Genomic DNA, 17,603 nt, shown 5'->3' with positions numbered 1-17,603 from the left:
AGTAAGTTAAGTGATGAGAAACTGCGCAATCATACCACAGCAAAACGGGCGGCACAGCCGCCCGTTATCAGATAGGGAATTAGAAGTTAAATCCGAGCTGCAGCATCGCACCCACGGTGTTGTCTTTACCCACAGAACCGGCCAGATCGAGATGAACGGTATTGTTGAACGGTGACACACCTAAACCGGCGGTGAACACGTCAGTATCGTTCGACTTCAGATCGGCACGATAACCGGCACGCAGCGCCAGCCAATCCAGCACACGATACTCCGCACCTACGCCAGCATATTGGCTGCTGTCTTCCGATTTAAAGCGTTTAGTTTCAGTTAGATCAACATCACCGGCCAACGTGAGCGGCCCGCTATTCCAGGAAAGCCCGGTCGTAACCAGTGGACGAATTTGGTAAGTATCGCGGTAGCCGTTCACCTCTTTGGTGTCGATATCGCGCGAGATCAGGTTTTGCCCAGTCACACCGAAGGTCCAGTTCTCACCGAAATCCGTTGCAACGCCAGCATCCACGTTGAAACCGGTATCGCTGCTGCGATAGCGACTGCTGTTAATGTCGCTCTTGTCGTAGTTGTAGATACTCGCGGTGTAGTTATACAGCCAGGTTTTCTGTAGCTTTGGCGTCACGCCGACAGAAACTGGATGGCCAGCAATCGAGAACTCATGCGCAACTGACACACCATAATCGGTGATCAAAGCCGCCAGCCCATTGGCGCTGGAGCGCAAGTTATCTTCAGCGCCCGGCGTCAGAGGAATAGTGCCATCTGAAATGCCGCGAAGGTAAGTGATATCGCTGTCTGCCACATTGGCACGTACCAATGCGGTACCGTACGCTTTAGTTATAAAGGCAAAAGGTAGGGTTTCATTTGGAACAGTGACGGCTAGTGCTACACCTGCGGTAGCATGGGCTTTATTACCACGTAACTGACTGAGCTGGTTAGCCATATCACCCGCAGCAGCTTTCACCTCTGGATAGCCATTTAAATAATCTTCGAGAGAAAAGTCCCGAAGCTCATCCTGATAACGATCAACGGTATCGGTAATGTCGTCGACGCGATCAATCAATTTGTCTTTATCGGTAACCTGTGCACCGGCTGATGGAAGAATGATGCTAACGTTGTCTTCAGGCTGCGCCTTGGTCATCAATGCTGGGTTAGCCAGCACTGCGGAACTCCAGGTGGAAGAGGCTACGCCGGTACCGCCCATCGCATCGTTACGCGCGTCATACCATGTACCTGCTGCCAGAGCTGAGGAAGAAAGAAATACTGCATTCAAACCAACAAGATAAGCTACTTTTTTGTGCCTGAATAATGTCTTCGCCATGAGCCTGCCATCACCTTTGAAATGTCGCTGAATCACTCACCGACTGAAAGTTTAGTTAGCCGCCATTCTGAACCCTGGCTAACGCTTCATTGCTGTGAATTAAAAGGAAATAGCACTGCTATTCGCAGAATTGGATGCGTAAGCACCATTCTGCTGTGTTTATATGCAGAAAAATTAACAGTGAATAAATTGATACCAGAAATTACTTAAGACCTTTTGAACCTTATACGCTAACCCGGTGAGTTGCAAAGCAAAATCCTTGTAGCCGTTGCGCTGTCTGGCTGGACGGATTTTTCAGACATAATGGTTGCAACAATGTTGTTGGGTTAACAGGAAGGATAATCGATTGATTGGTGGGAGTTTTCTGCAGGAGTTTAAGGAAAATAAGCAATCACAGCAGCGTAAAAATTTGTGTGATAAAATAACATCACCTGCAACCCGGAGAATGCTTATGTCAAACCTCACGCCAGAACAACTTCTTACCCAGGCTGAATCACTTTGCCTTGATCGCGGCGTGCGCCTCACCACTCAGCGCGCCGAAGTGCTGCGCTTGATGGCAGAGCAGAATGGTTCGATAAGCGCTTACGATTTGCTGGATCAGCTGCGCGTCAGTGAACCGCAAGCTAAACCGCCTACCATTTATCGTGCGCTGGATTTCCTGCTGGAACAGGGATTTATTCATCGCGTTGAGTCGAATAACAGCTATGTGGTTTGTCATCATTTTGATGAGCCGGCACATACTTCAGTGATGTTGGTGTGTGACGGTTGCGCGGCAGTGACTGAAAAACATGCTCATGGTGTTGAAAAGACCATTGCTGGGTTAGCGGATCAGGCGGGATTTTCTTTGCGTCATACCGTGATTGAGGCACATGGCCTGTGTGAGAGCTGCGCAGAAGTGGCGGCTTGCACGCATCATGAAAGCTGCGAGCATGATCATCAGGTTGAGGGAAAAAAACGGGTAAGAAAATAGAGAGGCACGTCCTTGTGCCGGGCCAATCACTACGCTAAATGATTGGCGGGTAGGAGCATCTTCCTCAGGGGCAATTACCAGCGGTAATCTTTATTGGTGCTTTCCCAGTCCTTAACTTCTTGTTCGGCCTGGTCTTTTGCATAACCGTAGCGTTCCTGGATTTTACCGACCAGCTGATCGCGTTTACCTTCGATCACCGTCATATCGTCATCGGTAAGCTTGCCCCACTTTTCTTTAAACTTACCTTTAAACTGCTTCCAGTTTCCGCTCGCTTCGTCTTTGTTCATAATAATCCTCCACTACATCCTGAGTGAGATAGATATATTGCCTGCTTAGCTGGCGATATACCCAGACAACGCGCTACTCATGTGCGCCGTATAAGGTAATTGTAGTAGCCGCTTCGCAGTTTGCAGAGAAATACAGATTAATCTGTAGGTTACGCTTCGCTTATTCAGGCGTTGAACCAGCTATTGCGCAGCCAGTGACCGCGCCAAATCAGCCACAGCGTCAGTCCGCGTAACGCCAGGAACACCGTCACTGCCAGCCATAAACCGTGATTACCGAGCCATGGCAATGTGAGCAGCGCTAGACCGTAGCCGATTGCCGCTATCACCATGCTGTTGCGCATCTCACGACCGCGCGTCGCGCCGATAAACATGCCATCCAGCAAATAACACCAGACGCCAATCAGCGGCAGAATCACTTGCCAAATCAGATAGCGATCGGCCATCTCGCGTAGCGCTTCCAGTGACGTCAGCATCGCCACAATCTGCGGACCGGTGAACGCATAAATCAGCGCAAAGATTGCTGCAACGAAGCAAGCCTGCCGACAAGCCGCATGCCAAATCAGCAACAGCCTACTGCGATCTTTGGCCCCAACCGCTTCACCCGAACAGGCTTCAACCGCATAGGCAAAACCATCCAGCGCGTATGCGGTAAAAGTGAGAAACATCAACAGCACCGCATTGACCGCCACCACATCCGGGCCAATCCGCGCGCCAAGGATGGTGAGTGACGCGAAGCAAATTTGCAGCATCAAAGAACGCAGCATGATGTCGCGATTGAGGCGGAATAGCCGCGCCGCATCGCCACGCCAACTGCTTTTAAGCAGAGTAAAATGGATACCGCGCATCTTCAGCACGCGCGCCACCATCCACAAACCCACGCCCAGCGTGACATATTCTGCCAGCGCGGTGGCCGCCGCCGCGCCAGCCACACCCCAATGCAGTTTGAGGACGAACAGCAGATCAAGCAGGATATTCACCAGATTGCCGATGATCAGCAGCACCATCGGTGCGCGCGCATACTGCACGCCTAGCAGCCAGCCAAGAATCACCAAATTGGCTAAGGTTGCGGGGGCACTCAGCCAGCGAATCTCAATAAATATTTGCGCCTGCTGCTGCACTTCCGGGCTGCCGCCCATTAAAGCTGCCGCCAGGCTGCTTACCGGCGTTCGCAGCACCATAAACAGCACGCCAAAAACCAGGGCAATCAGCAGCGGTTGCGTTAAGGCGCGCGCCAGCGCGGTTTTGTCATTGGCGCCAAATGCCTGAGCGGTCAATCCGGTGGTGCTCATGCGCAGGAATAGCAGAAGCATAAAGATGAAGCTGGTCGCTGTTGTGCCCACGGCGACGCCACCGAGGTAAATCGGGCTATCGAGATGACCAATAACGGCGGTATCCACCACGCCCAGTAACGGGACGGTGATATTTGACAGGATCATCGGCAGCGCTAGCCGCCAGAGTGTTTTATCTGAAGAGGAAAACAGCTGCATCAGCCCATTCCGTTGTGTGCGGTAATCAGCGTAATGGCGCCAGCGTGAGCCGCAGAAAGAGTCACAGAGAAGTAAAACAGCAGACTGCGGTCAGCGCAAATTCGCACCGCCGCAGTTGGGGAGGATCAGAAACTGATCAGAGCCACTCGCCGTTGCGTACAATCCCGACAGCTAAACCTTCAATGGTTAGCGACTGCTCACGGGTATCAACGACAATCGGCTGGAAATCGGTGTTTTCCGGCAGCAGATGGACAATCGCGCCCTGCTTTTTCCAGCGTTTCACGGTGACTTCATCATCAATGCGCGCCACGACAACCTGGCCGTTACGCACTTCCTGCGTTTTATGCACGGCTAACAGATCGCCATCCATAATGCCGATATCTTTCATCGACATGCCGCTCACGCGCAGCAGGAAATCGGCACTCGGTTTGAACAGATTCGCATCCACCTGATAGTGGGCTTCAATATGTTCCTGCGCCAGCAAGGGTTCACCGGCAGCGACGCGACCAATCAGCGGCAACCCTTCGCTTGGTTCTTCTTCCATTAGTAAACGAATCCCGCGCGATGCGCCGGAAACAATTTCAATTACGCCTTTACGCGCCAGCGCTTTCAGATGCTCTTCAGCAGCATTGGGCGAGCGAAAACCCAGTTGCGCAGCAATTTCCGCACGCGTTGGCGGCATGCCCGTCTGGTTAATATGGTCGCGAATCAGGTCATAGACCTGTTGCTGCCGTGCAGTTAACGCTTTCATCCCGCCCCCTGGTTGTTTATACAGTCGCTGTGAGTATATACAGGTATTCGCGAAATGAAAACCGTAACAGAGGGAAAAATCAGCGGTTTGATGAATCTGGAATCCCTATCTCAAATGCGTCCAGAGCAGCGCGATCCAGACGAACAGAGCCAGTAAGATAGTCAGCAATACGGCGGCCGATCCCATATCTTTGGCGCGGCCCGCGAGCGGATGTTGTTCCTGCCCAATGCGGTCGACCACCGCCTCGATAGCGCTATTAAGGATTTCAACGATGATAACCAGCACTACCGAGCCAATCATCAAGATGCGGGAGAGGGTATCTACATCCAGCCAGCAGGCTACGAGAATGGCCACCAACGCGGCGACAGCTTCTTGCCGAAATGCGGCTTCGTTCTGCCATGCGGCACGCAGGCCCTGCCAGGAATAACCGGCTGCTTTCACTATTCTTACTAAACCGGTGACGTTATTTGCCATGTCTATGGAACCCTTGAACTATTTTGACGTCAATGAGTGGGCAGTTTGAGGCGGCAGAGCCACAGACCTTCGCTGCGCTTTCTGGTATGCTTGCCGCGCTTTGCTAACAAGAGGCTTAAAGTTGTCTATGTCAGGTTGGCGTAAACTCTATTACAAATTATTGAATTTACCACTCTCTATTTTGGTAAAAAGTAAGGTCATTCCGACCGATCCCGTTTCTGAACATGGGATCGATCCTACACGTCCGGTGATGTATGTTTTGCCTTATGATTCAAAGGCTGACCTGCTCACGCTGCGTGCTCAATGCCTGAAACATGATCTGCCCGATCCGCTGGCTCCGCTGGAGATCGATGGCACCCTGCTGCCGCGCCACGTGTTTATCCACGATGGCCCACGCGTGATTCCCTATTTCGTGGCCAATCCCGAATCGGTGAAGCTGTTCCACGATTATCTGGATTTGCACCGCAGCAACCCGCAACTCGACGTGCAAATGCTGCCGGTCGCGGTGATGTTTGGTCGCGCGCCGGGACGTGAAACATCCGGTGAATCCACGCCGCATCTGCGCGTGCTGAATGGCGTGCAGAAGTTCTTCGCCATTTTGTGGCATGGCCGCGACAGCTTTGTCCGCTTCTCGCAAACCGTTTCGCTACGCCAGATGGCGACCGAACACGGTACTGATAAGTCGATTGCACAGAAGCTGGCTCGCGTAGCGCGCATTCACTTTGCTCGCCAACGTCTGGCAGCGGTCGGCCCGCGTCTGCCTGCACGTCAGGATCTCTTCAACAAGCTTTTACAGTCCAAAGCGATTGAAAAAGCGGTAGAAGATGAAGCACGCAGCAAAAAGATTTCGCATGAGAAAGCCCAGCAGAACGCCATCGAAATGATGGAAGAAGTGGCGGCGAACTTCTCTTACGAGGCAATTAAGGTCACCGACCGCGTGATGGGCTGGCTTTGGAGCCGCCTGTATCAGGGCATCAACGTGCATGGCGGTGAGCGCGTGCGTCAGCTGGCGCAGGATGGTCATGAGATTGTCTATGTGCCCTGCCACCGCAGCCACATGGATTATCTGCTGCTCTCCTACGTGCTTTATCATCAAGGCCTGGTGCCGCCGCACATTGCTGCGGGGATCAACCTGAACTTCTGGCCAGCCGGCCCGATTTTCCGTCGCCTGGGCGCGTTCTTTATTCGTCGTACCTTTAAGGGCAACAAACTCTATTCCACCGTGTTCCGTGAATATCTCGGCGAGCTGTTTAGCCGTGGTTACTCCGTTGAATACTTTGTGGAAGGCGGACGTTCGCGTACCGGCCGTTTGCTGGATCCGAAAACCGGCACCCTGTCGATGACGCTGCAGGCGATGCTGCGCGGCGGCAGTCGTCCTATCACCTTCGTGCCGATCTACATCGGTTACGAGCACGTGATGGAAGTGGGCACGTATGCCAAAGAGCTGCGTGGCGCGGCCAAAGAGAAAGAGAGCTTCCTGCAGATGGTGCGCGGCTTGCGTAAGCTGCGCAATCTTGGTCAGGGCTACGTTAACTTCGGCGAACCGCTGCCGTTGATGAACTACCTGAACAAAAACGTGCCGGAATGGCGGGATGCGATTGATCCTATCGAACCGCAACGCCCTGCGTGGATGACACCTGCTGTGAATGACATTGCGGCGAAGCTGATGGTGCGCATTAACGAAGCCGGTGCGGCCAACGCCATGAACCTGTGCGTGACTGCGCTGCTGGCGTCACGTCAGCGTTCATTAACCCGCGAACAGCTGATTGAGCAGTTAGAGTGCTACACCCAACTGCTGCGCAACGTGCCTTATTCACCGGAAGCCACGGTGCCCGATATGAGCGCCGAAGCGCTGCTTGACCACGCGATGGGCATGAACAAGTTCGAGACCGAGCAAGACAGCATTGGCGACATTATCATTCTGCCGCGCGAGCAGGCAGTGCTGATGACCTACTATCGCAACAACATTCATCACATGTTAGTGATGCCATCGTTGATTGCCGCCATCGTGCAGCAACATCGTGAAATCAGCGAAGCAGAGCTGCTGCGTCAGGTGAGCCTGGTATATCCGATGCTAAAGAGCGAGTTGTTCTTACGCTGGGACAAGGCGGAGTTGCCTGCACTACTTAACGCACTCTGTGCAGAGATGGCGCGCCAGGGCCTGATCACCTTGCAGGATGGTCAACTAAGAATGACGCCGGCACGTCACCGTTCGCTGCAACTGCTGGCGGCGGGTATTCGTGAGACGCTTCAGCGCTTCGCGATTACCTTCGCTATCCTCAGCGCGAAACCGGCCATCAACCGTGGCACGCTGGAGAAAGAGAGCCGCACCCTGGCTCAACGCCTTTCTGTATTGCACGGTATCAACGCACCCGAGTTCTTTGATAAAGCGGTATTCACTGCATTGGTACTTACGCTGCGTGATGAAGGTTATATCAGTGACAAAGGCGATGCCGATGCGGAACGCAGCCATATGATGTGGCAGATGCTGGCGGAGCTGGTCACCAGCGATGTCCGTCTGACGATTGAGAGCGCGGTCACCCACGATTAGTAGGCGACATGAAAACACAAAGGCGCACTTCGGTGCGCCCTGCTAAGTCCTCGCTATTCTCCCACGATCCCTCCTGCCTGATGACTCATCTCGGTCGCCATGAATGGCGACCCTACGAGACTTGTAGCGATGGCGAGTCAAAATTATGCCTTGATGGTGCAGCGCGGGTGTTGAGGCGACATCCCAACTCGCTGAACGAGTGAGGGATTCCAGGGCGAGCCGCATGGATGCGGCGAGAGGTGGCGCTGAGCAGGAGCGAATCGCCACCGGTCCGTCAGGAATTGTGAACGAGTGAAGGCACCGCGCAGCGGCGAGCTGGGCTGGCGCAAGGCCCGGGAGTGCAGAGGGCGCGGCCAGGCGCTCTCTGCTCGGTCGCCGCACGAAGGTGCTGCAACTGCCTCAGCGCAAAGCGAACGAAAGTCGCTCTGCGCTTAACTGAACAATATTACGCTTCAGTGCGCCTTTTTTGTTTATAACAAATCCGCGAACGGCACGGTGCTGAGCAGAATGCCGAGAAACAGCACCATGCCCACATAGTTGTTATTCAGAAACGCCTGGAAGCAGGGATCACGCTCGCGCTGGGCAATCAGCTTCTGCTGATGCACAAACAAACCAGCTGCCAGTAACAGTGACCAGTAAAACGCGCCATTCAGATTGAGCATCATGCCCACCAATGCCATTAGGCCAAGCGTCGCCAGCTGCAATAAACCGATAATCAGTTTGTCATAACGACCAAACAGAATCGCCGTCGACTTCACACCAATCTTCAAATCGTCATCACGATCGACCATTGCGTACTGCGTGTCATAGGCCACCGTCCAGCAGATATTTGCCAGGAAAACCAGCCAGCAGACCAAAGGTAAAGACTCACTAACTGCCGCCCAACCCATGGGAATCGCCCAGCCAAATGCCGCGCCGAGCACCACCTGCGGCAGATGCGTATAGCGCTTCATAAACGGATAAACCCACGCCAGCGCCAGGCCGCCAAATGACAGCAAAATGGTCATGGTGTTCATGGTCAGCACCAGCATAAACGCCAGCAAGCCGAGACCGGCGAAAAGCAGTTTGGCCTCTTTCTCAGATACCGCGCCGCTGGCCAGCGGACGTGACGCCGTGCGCTTAACGTGACCATCGATTTTGCGGTCAGCGTAGTCATTGATGACGCAGCCTGCAGCACGCATCACGATCACGCCGAGCACAAACACTAACAGCACCGGCAGCGGTGGAATCGCCATGCCGGAGAGCCACAATGCCCACAGGGTTGGCCATAGCAGTAGCACGGTGCCGATGGGTTTATCAATACGCATCAGGCGGCAGTAAGCCTGCCATTTGGTCATGGGTAAGGTGTTTTGCACAGTGGTTTATCCTTGATCCAGCGCGCGATAGAGCGGCGACGCCGGTAAAAACAGTTCAGTTAACAGTAGCGGTTTGCCCGACAAGCGCAGGCGAGAACGGCGTCCCCATAACTCGCCAACCTGACCGGGATCGATAAAATCGCGGCTCAGGGTAGATGATGAGAACAGATAGCGACCGAGCGGACGCGTACCGAGCTGTTGCAGCATCTGCTCCGGGCCGTTCAGCGTGCTTTCTGGCACCACCGTGCGGCCAATCAGCCAGGGTACGCCATCACCGCACAGCACAATTTCGCGCAGCCAGAAGCGCGGATCGGCGGGCAGAAATTCCGCCTCATCCGTTATCTCATCGGCGCCTATAAACGCTTCACGGATCACTTCTACGGTCACTTGCTGACAATGCTGCTCGAAGCGACGCGTCATGGAATCTTCTTCCATTAACCAGTCAAGTAACGGGGCAGAAAGCTGCGGGGAAGAGGCTGGCAGCCAGTGCAGTGCGCGTAACTGGCGCAGCGCGTCATGCGACATCAGGACATCTCCGGAAAAAAAGTTGCCCTAGTTTAACGCAGAGGAGAATGCGTGGCACTGCTGGTTGTGCCACGCGCCAAAAACAGGGTTTATTACTCGCGCTTCAGGCGGTTACTGTTGGCCAGCCACAGCGTCACCACCAGAATCAAAATCGCCGCTGAATAGTAGAGCGTATCAAACGGATTTTTATGGTCGACGATGATCAGGCGAATGATCGCCGTGATGCCGATATAGATGAAGTAGCGCAGCGGGAAGTGATAGCCCGACTGAAAGTACTTCACAATCAAGGCGATAAATTCGAAGTAGAGGAAGTAGATAACGATGCCTTCAATCAGCAGATAGGAAGAGGTCTGCTCGCCAGTGCTAAACAGCACATTGGCCAGATGAATGGTTTCTTTACCGAGAAACACCACCAGAATAATGGCCAGGATGATCAGTCCAATGTTCAGCACCCACTGCAATGCTAAGGAAATGTACTGCCCAACCCCTGTTTTTATTGTCATTTTTGCGCCTCACGCTCTCAATTACTCACTGGCGCTATCATGCTGTAGTGTGATCAAAATCACAATATTTATACTTCGACATCCACGCACAGCGCGTCGTAGCGCCAGAACTCGCAGTCGCAATCAATCACGCGCTTGAGCTGATCGCGGTTAATGCGGGTGATTAACAATCCGGGCGTGCCGCTCGCCACATTGAGCGCGGGCGCGGCGCGCACCGGCAGCGGTCCTGGCAACATGGTAAAACGCGCACCGCCGTAGCGAATGCCATAGCGCTGGTCATAGAGATCGGTCAGCGAGCGCGTCAGGTCTTCATCCAGCAATCCCGGAAAAAAGGCGGGATTGAGGTAATGCTCGACATACAACACGGCGCGACCATCAATACGGCGCAAACGGCGAATGCGGTAAACCCGATCGCCCTCCAGCAGTTGCAGATGACGCGCGATGGCTAATTGCGCTGGCACTTCGCGCGCCTCCAGCACTTCAGTGCTGGCAATACGGCCTTGCTCAGCGGCCATGGCGTGAAAATGGCTGTGATGAGAGGGGTTGTAGACCAGCCGAGGCGGTGCGAGAAACCAGCCACGACGCAATTCCCGATAGATAATGCCCTGCGCTTCCAGTAACCCCAGCGCCTCACGCAGCGTGATGCGCGTGGTGGAATAGTGTTCGCTCAAGCTGCGTTCGGCAGGCAAACGACCGCTGGCAAATTCACCGTTTTCAATGCGTTCCCGCAGCCCTGCCGCAATCACATCTGCCGTTTTCGACAACATTTTCCAGCCTCATTTTGGGGCAAATCTGCACTATGACAGTTCGATGACTACAATGTGACAGAGTACAACCCACGCTTTAGCGCGCTGTAACCGCATGTGGATCGTCGCGCCACACCCCATTTCACCACCATGGTCATAAAACCTTCATCTACTCGGGCTACATTGGCTCGGTTCTTGCTGGACTAGACCAAGAAGTCCCACAACATATACCGGGAGCAATCGAGATGAAAGCGTTTATCGCCTCTGTAGTAGCCAGTGCCGTACTGCTTGCGCTGCCTGCCGCGCAAGCCGCAGATAATGACCTCGCCGCGTTAGAAAAAGCCGCGCGCGCCGAAGGCCAGGTTAACAGCGTCGGCATGCCCGATAGCTGGGCCAACTGGAAAGATACCTGGAGTGACCTCAACAGCAAATATGGTCTGAAGCACAGCGACACCGACATGTCCTCTGCGCAGGAACTGGCAAAATTTGATGCAGAGAAAGAGAACGCCAGCGCCGATATCGGTGATGTGGGCGCGGCTTTCGGTCCGATTGCCGTGGCGAAAGGCGTGGCGCAACCCTATAAACCAACGCATTGGGATCAAATCCCAAGCTGGGCGAAAGATCAGGATGGCAACTGGATGCTGGCCTATACCGGCACCATCGCGTTTCTGGTGGATAAGCAGCAGGTGAAAGATGTGCCGCATAGCTGGGCCGATCTGAAGAAAGGTAAGTATGTGGTCACTATCGGTGACGTCGGCACTGCGGCTCAGGCGGCCAACGGCGTGTTAGCAGCCAGCTACGCGTTGGGCGGTGACGAGAAGAATGTGAAACCGGCGTTGAGCTTCTTCGGCGATCTGGCGAAAGAAGGCCGCCTTGGCGTGACCGATCCGGTGATTGCCAACATCGAGAAAGGCGAAATTCAGGTAGCCGTGGTGTGGGACTTTAACGGCCTGAACTACCGCGATCAGATCGATAAAAACCGCTACGAAGTGGTGATTCCATCCGATGGTTCCGTGACGTCTGGCTACAGCACCATCATCAACAAATACGCCAAACATCCGAATGCCGCCAAGCTGGCGCGTGAATACATCTTGTCTGATGAAGGTCAGATCAACCTGGCGAAAGGTTATGCACGTCCGATTCGTGCCGAACACCTGAAACTGCCAGCCGACGTGCAGGCCAAGCTGCTACCGCAGTCTGAGTATAAAAATGCTCGTCCAATCAAGGACCAGGCCGCATGGGATAAAACCTCGAAAATGCTGCCGCGTCTGTGGCAAGAGAACGTCATCATCAATATGAAGCAGTAAGGAGCGAGGGATGAAAACGATCCTGGTGGTGTTGGATGGGCTGAGTAATCAGGTGGCGCAACACGCAATGGGCTATCTGTTTGCCGAATGCGCGCAGGGCAACGGCCAATATTACACGCTGACCTGCGAACTGCCTTCGCTGTCGCGCCCGCTGTACGAATGCATTCTCACCGGCATTCCACCGGTGCGCAGCGGCATTATTCATAACGGCGTCAGCCGCTTAAGTAATCAGCGCAGCATCTTCCATTACGCGCGTGCCGCCGGTCTCACCACTGCAGCGGCCGCCTACCACTGGGTGAGTGAGCTCTACAATCAATCCCCGTTCAACGCGGCGCGCGACCGCCACACGGTCGCGCCCGATCTGCCGATTCAGTATGGGCATTTTTACTGGGACGACGGTTATCCGGATTCCCACCTGTTTGAAGACGCAGAAAGCCTGCGTTTGCGGCACGATCCTGACTTCCTGCTGATCCACCCGATGAACATTGACGATGCCGGACACAAGCACAGCCTGTCATCGCCGCAGTATCGCAACCGCGCGCGCATGGCCGATGGTTATCTGTCGCAGTGGATGCCGGACTGGCTGGCGGCTGGCTATCAGGTGATTGTCACCGCCGATCACGGCATGAACGATGACCGCTCGCACGGCGGCATTTTGCCGGAAGAGACCCAGGTGCCGCTGTTCGTGTTTGGTAAAGGTTTCTCGCTGCAGCCGGATCTCCAGCCGCAGCAGACCGAACTGTGCGGCATCGTGTGCACCTTGCTCGGCGTCGAACATGACAAACCGCTATGTCGCGCGTTACTGGCGGAGCCGCAGTAATGAAAGGCAAAACGCTCGCCGCGCTATTGCTGCTGCCGTTTGCGCTGTTCTGGGTGGCATTCCAGCTCGCGCCGCTGCTGTGGATTGCCATCAACAGCTTCTGGAGCGACATCAATGAGCGTTGGGGCTTCGACAACTACAGCGATATCCTCACCTCGCCGTTCTATTTGCAGGCGTTTCGCCTGTCGCTCGACATCTCCATCTGGTCGAGCATTTACGGCCTGCTGATCTCACTGGTTGCCGGATATTCGCTGCATCAGCTCGGCAGCGGCCGCTTTCAGCGCTTTTTGATGTCATTTACCAACATGACCAGCAACTTCGCCGGCGTACCGCTGGCGTTTGCCTTTGTCATTCTGCTCGGTCTGAACGGTTGTCTGACGCTGCTGCTGCGCCATTACGGCGTGCTGGAAGGCTTCAAACTGTTCTCGCGTGACGGCATGGTGCTGGTGTACACCTGGTTCCAAATCCCGCTCGGCATTTTGCTGCTCTATCCGGCGTTTGATGGCTTGCGACAGGATTGGCAAGAGTCCGCCGCGCTGCTGGGTGCAGGCCGCTGGCGCTATTGGTGGCACATCGGTTTGCCGATTCTGTTCCCGGCGCTGCTCGGTACTTTTGTGATTTTGCTGGCGAACGCGCTCGGCGCTTACGCCACCATTTACGCGCTCACTACCGGCAACTTTAACGTGGTGCCGGTACGCATTGCCGCGCTGGTCTCTGGCGACATCTCGCTTGATCCCAACACCGGCGGCGCGCTGGCGATGTTGCTGGTGCTGATTATGGCGCTGATTACCGTGGTGCAGCAGTATCTGGTGCGCCGCAGCTATCTCAACGCCAAACCTTCCTGAGGAGCTACACGTGTCGCGCGCGGAAAAATTTTATCATCGCCTGATTGTCTGGCTGCTGCTGGCCATTTTAGCCGCGCCGCTGCTGGCTACTTTACTGTACGGCATTTCCACCAGCTGGAGCGACACCATCCTGCCGCAGGGCTTTACGCTGAAGTGGCTTAGCGCGCTGTGGAGCGATGCGCGTTTCCTGACCGCGCTCGGTCATTCGCTGCTGGTTTGCTGCGGTGCGCTGTTGTTCTCGCTGGTGCTGGTGCTGCCTGCCATGTTTGTGATCGCTTACTATTATCCGAAGCTGGATGCGGTGATGAACGTGCTGATCCTGATGCCCTTCGCCGTGCCGCCGGTGGTTTCGTCGGTCGGTCTGCTGCAGCTCTATTCGTCGTCGCCGCTGATGCTCACCGGCACGCCGTGGATTTTGATCGGCTGCTACTTCACCATCGCCTTGCCGTTTATCTATCGCGCCATCTCCAACAATATGCAGGCTATCAATTTGAAAGAGCTGATTGATGCCGCCCAGCTGCTCGGTGCCAGCACCTGGCAAGCGGCGCTGTTTGTGGTGCTGCCGAACCTGCGTAAAGGCGTGTTTATCGCGGTGCTGCTCTCCTTCTCCTTCCTGATTGGCGAGTTTGTTTTCGCCAATATGCTGGTCGGCACCCGCTATGAAACCTTGCAGGTGTATCTGTTTAACATGCGCAACGGCAGCGGCCACTTCACCAGCGCGCTGGTGATCTCCTATTTTGCCGTCGTCCTGCTGGTCACCTGGCTGGCGAATGCCCTCAATCCTGAACGAGGCTGACCATGAGTTATTTGAGCGTCACCCAGCTGAATAAAAGCTACGGCCCAACCGCCATTTTTGAAAACATCGATTTCAGCGCCGAAGAAGGCGAATTTGTCACGCTGCTCGGTCCTAGCGGCTGCGGCAAATCCACGCTGCTGCGCTGCATCGCCGGATTGACCGACGTCGATAGCGGCAAAGTATTGCTGCAAGGTCAGGATATCGTGCCGCTGCCGCCGCAGAAGCGCACCATCGGCATGGTGTTCCAGAGCTACGCGCTGTTCCCGAACATGACGGTTGAGAAGAATGTGGCGTTTGGCCTGAAGATGCAGAAACTGGCGAGCGGCGAGATTCAAAAGCGCGTGATGGAGGTGCTGGCGCTGGTGGAACTCACCGAGTTCGCGCGGCGTTATCCGCATCAGCTCTCTGGCGGACAGTGTCAGCGCGTGGCGCTGGCGCGTTCGCTGGTGACGCGTCCACGCTTGCTGCTGCTGGATGAACCGCTGTCGGCGCTGGATGCGCGCATTCGTCGCCATCTGCGCGAGCAAATCCGCCATATTCAGCGCGAGCTGAAGCTCACCACCTTGTTCGTTACCCACGATCAGGAAGAGGCGCTGACCATGTCCGATCGCATCGTGTTGATGAACCGGGGCAAGATCGTGCAGAACGGCAACGCCGAAATGCTCTATACCCAACCGGCCGATGTGTTTGCCGCCGGTTTTATTGGCAACTACAACCTGCTGAGCGCCGAGCAGGCAACGCAGCTGACCGGACAGGCTTTCAGCGGCCAGGTCGCGATTCGCCCTGAGTCAATCCAACTGTGCGCGCCGCAGGCTGGCATTCCCGCCACCATCCTCAGCCATAGCTTGCTCGGCAACGTGATTCGCTATCGGGTGCGCGCGCAAAATGTAGAGCTCTCAGTTGATGTGCTCAATCGCAGCGTGGCAGATTTGCATCCCGCTGGCATGCAGATTGGGCTACAGTTAGAGATGTCGACGTTGCGCCAGGTTGCTTAATTTAAACGAAAAAAGGCGACACAACGCGGCGAAGGTTTTACCGGTTGTGCTCAACGTCAGGCTGGCAATCGGTGTGATTTGAGCCTGACGGATGAGGAGCCTCTATACGTGTTAACTCTGCTTAATCTACTCTCCGCCGTTGCGCTGCTGGTGTGGGGCACACACATTGTGCGAACCGGCATCATGCGCGTTTACGGTGCCGATCTGCGTCGCGTACTCAGCCGCAGCGTCGAAAAAAAACCGATGGCGTTTCTTGCCGGCATCGGCGTCACGGCGCTGGTGCAGAGCAGTAACGCCACCACGCTGCTGGTTACCTCTTTTGTGGCGCAGAATCTGGTCAGTCTGACGCCCGCACTGGTGGTGGTGCTGGGCGCGGATGTCGGGACCGCGATCATGGCGCGCATCCTGACTTTTGATTTGTCGTGGCTGTCGCCGCTGTTTATCTTCTTTGGCGTGGTGTTCTTCCTCAGCCGCAAGCAAACGCGCGTTGGGCAGCTGGGCCGCGCCAGTATTGGGCTCGGACTGATTCTGCTGGCGCTGCAGCTGATTGTGGCGGCCGCCAAACCCATCACTCAGGCGGCGGGCGTTCAGGTGCTGTTCTCAACGCTGACCGGCGACGTGATGCTCGATGCGCTGATTGGCGCGGTGTTCGCCATCATCAGTTACTCCAGCCTTGCGGCGGTACTGATTACCGCCACGCTGACCGCCACCGGCGTGATCTCCTTCAAAGTGGCACTCTGTCTGGTGATTGGTGCCAACCTCGGCAGCGGCTTGCTGGCGATGATCAACGCCAGCGGCTCCAACGCGGCGGGCAAACGCGTCGCGCTCGGTAGCCTGCTGTTTAAGCTGATTGGCAGCATCGCCATTTTGCCGTTCGTCAATGTGGTAGCCGACGTGCTGGATAAAATGCCGGTCAACGATGAAGAGCTGGTCATCTTCTTCCACGTCTTCTACAACCTGATCCGCTGCTTGGTCATGGTGCCGTTTGCCGATCCGATGGCGCGCCTGTGCCGCCGTATGATCGCCGATGATCCTGAAAACGAAACGCATCTGAAACCCAAACACCTCGACAGCAGCGCACTCGATACACCCGCATTAGCGCTGGCTAATGCCTCACGCGAAACACTGCGCATCGGCGATGTGGTCGAGCAGATGATTGAGTCATTCAATAAAGTGGTGCACGGCGACCTGCGCGAAGAGCGCGCGGTGCGGCGGCTGGATGATGATGTTGATGTGCTCTACACCGCCATCAAACTCTATCTGGCGCGTATGCCGAAAGAAGACTTGCCGGAGGATGATTCACGCCGCTGGGCGGAGATCATTGAGATGGCGCTCAACCTTGAACAGGCGGGCGACATCATCGAACGCATGTGTGCCGACGTAGCGGATAAGTCGCTGACCGCGCGCCGCGCCTTCTCTGCGGAGGGATTAGAGGAGCTGCAAACCTTGCAGGAGCAGGTGCTGTATAACCTGCGCCTGAGTTTGTCAGTGTTTCTGTCGCACGATGTCACCAGCGCCAAGCGCCTGCGCCGCTCCAAGCATCGTTTCCGCATCCTGATTCGCCGTTTCTCACACGCGCATGTCGAGCGTTTGCATCTGCAGAACGTGCAAAGCATCGAAACCAGTTCGCTGCATCTGGGCTTGCTGGGCGATATGAAGCGTTTGAATTCGCTGTTCTGCGCCGTGGCGTACACGGTTTTGGATCAGCCGGATGATGAGCGGGAAGAGGATTAAACTCCTGAAACGAATGAATCTTTAGAAGGACTTACCGTTCATAAACCAGACTGGACATTTAGGTTAAAACTTTGTGTTCACTTGATTTGAAATAACCTACTAACACAATGGTTATTTGGGTTAAGTC

17 protein-coding genes are annotated in these 17,603 nt (G+C 55.1%); 8 read left to right on the top strand and 9 right to left on the bottom strand.

Features of this window, described 5'->3' with window-relative positions; all coding sequences use genetic code 11:
- Positions 1-79: 79 nt before the first annotated feature.
- On the bottom strand, positions 80-1,330 hold the full coding sequence (locus NQH49_RS01700) for a conjugal transfer protein TraF (RefSeq protein ID WP_256698150.1): 1,251 nt from the start codon (positions 1,328-1,330) through the stop codon (positions 80-82).
- 451 nt (positions 1,331-1,781) lie between these two features.
- Here NQH49_RS01700 and zur point away from each other — a divergent pair, with 451 nt between their 5' ends.
- Complete coding sequence (zur, locus tag NQH49_RS01695) at positions 1,782-2,300, top strand: zinc uptake transcriptional repressor Zur (RefSeq protein WP_256698149.1); 519 nt, start codon at positions 1,782-1,784, stop codon at positions 2,298-2,300.
- Between the two features lie 74 nt (positions 2,301-2,374).
- Here zur and NQH49_RS01690 read toward each other — a convergent pair whose 3' ends face one another.
- From NQH49_RS01690 to NQH49_RS01675, 4 genes are all read right to left on the bottom strand, one after another.
- A complete protein-coding gene (locus NQH49_RS01690; RefSeq protein ID WP_008109944.1) occupies positions 2,375-2,587 on the bottom strand; it encodes a CsbD family protein in 213 nt (70 codons plus the stop codon).
- Positions 2,588-2,751: 164 nt separating this feature from the next.
- Positions 2,752-4,074: an MATE family efflux transporter DinF gene (gene dinF, locus NQH49_RS01685; protein ID WP_256698148.1), complete on the bottom strand. Its 1,323-nt coding sequence runs from the start codon at positions 4,072-4,074 to the stop codon at positions 2,752-2,754.
- Between the two features lie 136 nt (positions 4,075-4,210).
- On the bottom strand, positions 4,211-4,825 hold the full coding sequence (gene lexA / locus NQH49_RS01680) for a transcriptional repressor LexA (protein ID WP_256698146.1): 615 nt from the start codon (positions 4,823-4,825) through the stop codon (positions 4,211-4,213).
- 105 nt (positions 4,826-4,930) lie between these two features.
- Positions 4,931-5,299, bottom strand: a complete 369-nt coding sequence (locus NQH49_RS01675; protein WP_256698145.1) for a diacylglycerol kinase — start codon at positions 5,297-5,299, stop codon at positions 4,931-4,933.
- A gap of 127 nt (positions 5,300-5,426) precedes the next feature.
- Here NQH49_RS01675 and plsB point away from each other — a divergent pair, with 127 nt between their 5' ends.
- Complete coding sequence (gene plsB / locus NQH49_RS01670; RefSeq protein WP_256698469.1) at positions 5,427-7,850, top strand: glycerol-3-phosphate 1-O-acyltransferase PlsB; 2,424 nt, start codon at positions 5,427-5,429, stop codon at positions 7,848-7,850.
- A gap of 470 nt (positions 7,851-8,320) precedes the next feature.
- On the opposite strand, the gene ubiA is transcribed toward plsB, so the two are convergent.
- From ubiA to NQH49_RS01650, 4 genes are all read right to left on the bottom strand, one after another.
- The gene (gene ubiA, locus NQH49_RS01665; protein ID WP_008109936.1) at positions 8,321-9,205 is read right to left on the bottom strand and encodes a 4-hydroxybenzoate octaprenyltransferase; all 885 of its coding nucleotides are present in this window, start codon (positions 9,203-9,205) and stop codon (positions 8,321-8,323) included.
- A gap of 6 nt (positions 9,206-9,211) precedes the next feature.
- Complete coding sequence (ubiC, locus tag NQH49_RS01660; protein WP_256698144.1) at positions 9,212-9,730, bottom strand: chorismate lyase; 519 nt, start codon at positions 9,728-9,730, stop codon at positions 9,212-9,214.
- 92 nt (positions 9,731-9,822) lie between these two features.
- Complete coding sequence (psiE, locus tag NQH49_RS01655; RefSeq protein WP_008109934.1) at positions 9,823-10,233, bottom strand: phosphate-starvation-inducible protein PsiE; 411 nt, start codon at positions 10,231-10,233, stop codon at positions 9,823-9,825.
- Positions 10,234-10,301: 68 nt separating this feature from the next.
- On the bottom strand, positions 10,302-11,000 hold the full coding sequence (locus NQH49_RS01650) for a UTRA domain-containing protein (protein WP_256698143.1): 699 nt from the start codon (positions 10,998-11,000) through the stop codon (positions 10,302-10,304).
- 224 nt (positions 11,001-11,224) lie between these two features.
- Here NQH49_RS01650 and NQH49_RS01645 point away from each other — a divergent pair, with 224 nt between their 5' ends.
- The 6 genes from NQH49_RS01645 to NQH49_RS01620 all read left to right on the top strand — a co-directional run bounded on the left by NQH49_RS01645 (position 11,225) and on the right by NQH49_RS01620 (position 17,476).
- Complete coding sequence (locus NQH49_RS01645; protein WP_008109931.1) at positions 11,225-12,286, top strand: ABC transporter substrate-binding protein; 1,062 nt, start codon at positions 11,225-11,227, stop codon at positions 12,284-12,286.
- Between the two features lie 10 nt (positions 12,287-12,296).
- Complete coding sequence (locus tag NQH49_RS01640; protein ID WP_192412697.1) at positions 12,297-13,106, top strand: alkaline phosphatase family protein; 810 nt, start codon at positions 12,297-12,299, stop codon at positions 13,104-13,106.
- Positions 13,106-13,951: an ABC transporter permease gene (locus NQH49_RS01635; protein ID WP_101763077.1), complete on the top strand. Its 846-nt coding sequence runs from the start codon at positions 13,106-13,108 to the stop codon at positions 13,949-13,951. Before NQH49_RS01640 ends, NQH49_RS01635 begins: the two co-directional genes overlap by 1 nt.
- 10 nt (positions 13,952-13,961) lie before the next feature.
- A complete protein-coding gene (locus NQH49_RS01630; protein WP_101763078.1) occupies positions 13,962-14,747 on the top strand; it encodes an ABC transporter permease in 786 nt (261 codons plus the stop codon).
- A 2-nt stretch (positions 14,748-14,749) separates the two neighbouring features.
- A complete protein-coding gene (locus tag NQH49_RS01625; protein ID WP_256698142.1) occupies positions 14,750-15,742 on the top strand; it encodes an ABC transporter ATP-binding protein in 993 nt (330 codons plus the stop codon).
- 108 nt (positions 15,743-15,850) lie between these two features.
- Positions 15,851-17,476, top strand: coding sequence for a Na/Pi cotransporter family protein (locus NQH49_RS01620; protein WP_008109921.1), 1,626 nt, complete (start codon positions 15,851-15,853; stop codon positions 17,474-17,476).
- The last annotated feature ends 127 nt before the right edge of the window (positions 17,477-17,603 follow it).

The organism is Pantoea trifolii (assembly GCF_024506435.1).
Taxonomy (GTDB): domain Bacteria; phylum Pseudomonadota; class Gammaproteobacteria; order Enterobacterales; family Enterobacteriaceae; genus Pantoea; species Pantoea trifolii.
Note: the sequence above shows the minus strand (reverse complement) of the source record. Positions and strands in the feature narration are given on the sequence as shown.

Excerpts from the sequence above, each read along its gene's own strand:
- NQH49_RS01645 (WP_008109931.1), top strand. The coding sequence starts at position 11,225 with ATGAAAGCGTTTATCGCCTCTGTAGTAGCCAGTGCCGTACTGCTTGCG.
- zur (WP_256698149.1), top strand. The coding sequence starts at position 1,782 with ATGTCAAACCTCACGCCAGAACAACTTCTTACCCAGGCTGAATCACTT.
- NQH49_RS01640 (WP_192412697.1), top strand. The coding sequence starts at position 12,297 with ATGAAAACGATCCTGGTGGTGTTGGATGGGCTGAGTAATCAGGTGGCG.
- NQH49_RS01625 (WP_256698142.1), top strand. The coding sequence starts at position 14,750 with ATGAGTTATTTGAGCGTCACCCAGCTGAATAAAAGCTACGGCCCAACC.
- NQH49_RS01650 (WP_256698143.1), bottom strand. The coding sequence starts at position 11,000 with ATGTTGTCGAAAACGGCAGATGTGATTGCGGCAGGGCTGCGGGAACGC.
- psiE (WP_008109934.1), bottom strand. The coding sequence starts at position 10,233 with ATGACAATAAAAACAGGGGTTGGGCAGTACATTTCCTTAGCATTGCAG.
- NQH49_RS01690 (WP_008109944.1), bottom strand. The coding sequence starts at position 2,587 with ATGAACAAAGACGAAGCGAGCGGAAACTGGAAGCAGTTTAAAGGTAAG.
- NQH49_RS01635 (WP_101763077.1), top strand. The coding sequence starts at position 13,106 with ATGAAAGGCAAAACGCTCGCCGCGCTATTGCTGCTGCCGTTTGCGCTG.
- NQH49_RS01700 (WP_256698150.1), bottom strand. The coding sequence starts at position 1,330 with ATGGCGAAGACATTATTCAGGCACAAAAAAGTAGCTTATCTTGTTGGT.
- dinF (WP_256698148.1), bottom strand. The coding sequence starts at position 4,074 with ATGCAGCTGTTTTCCTCTTCAGATAAAACACTCTGGCGGCTAGCGCTG.
- plsB (WP_256698469.1), top strand. The coding sequence starts at position 5,427 with ATGTCAGGTTGGCGTAAACTCTATTACAAATTATTGAATTTACCACTC.
- lexA (WP_256698146.1), bottom strand. The coding sequence starts at position 4,825 with ATGAAAGCGTTAACTGCACGGCAGCAACAGGTCTATGACCTGATTCGC.
- ubiC (WP_256698144.1), bottom strand. The coding sequence starts at position 9,730 with ATGTCGCATGACGCGCTGCGCCAGTTACGCGCACTGCACTGGCTGCCA.
- NQH49_RS01675 (WP_256698145.1), bottom strand. The coding sequence starts at position 5,299 with ATGGCAAATAACGTCACCGGTTTAGTAAGAATAGTGAAAGCAGCCGGT.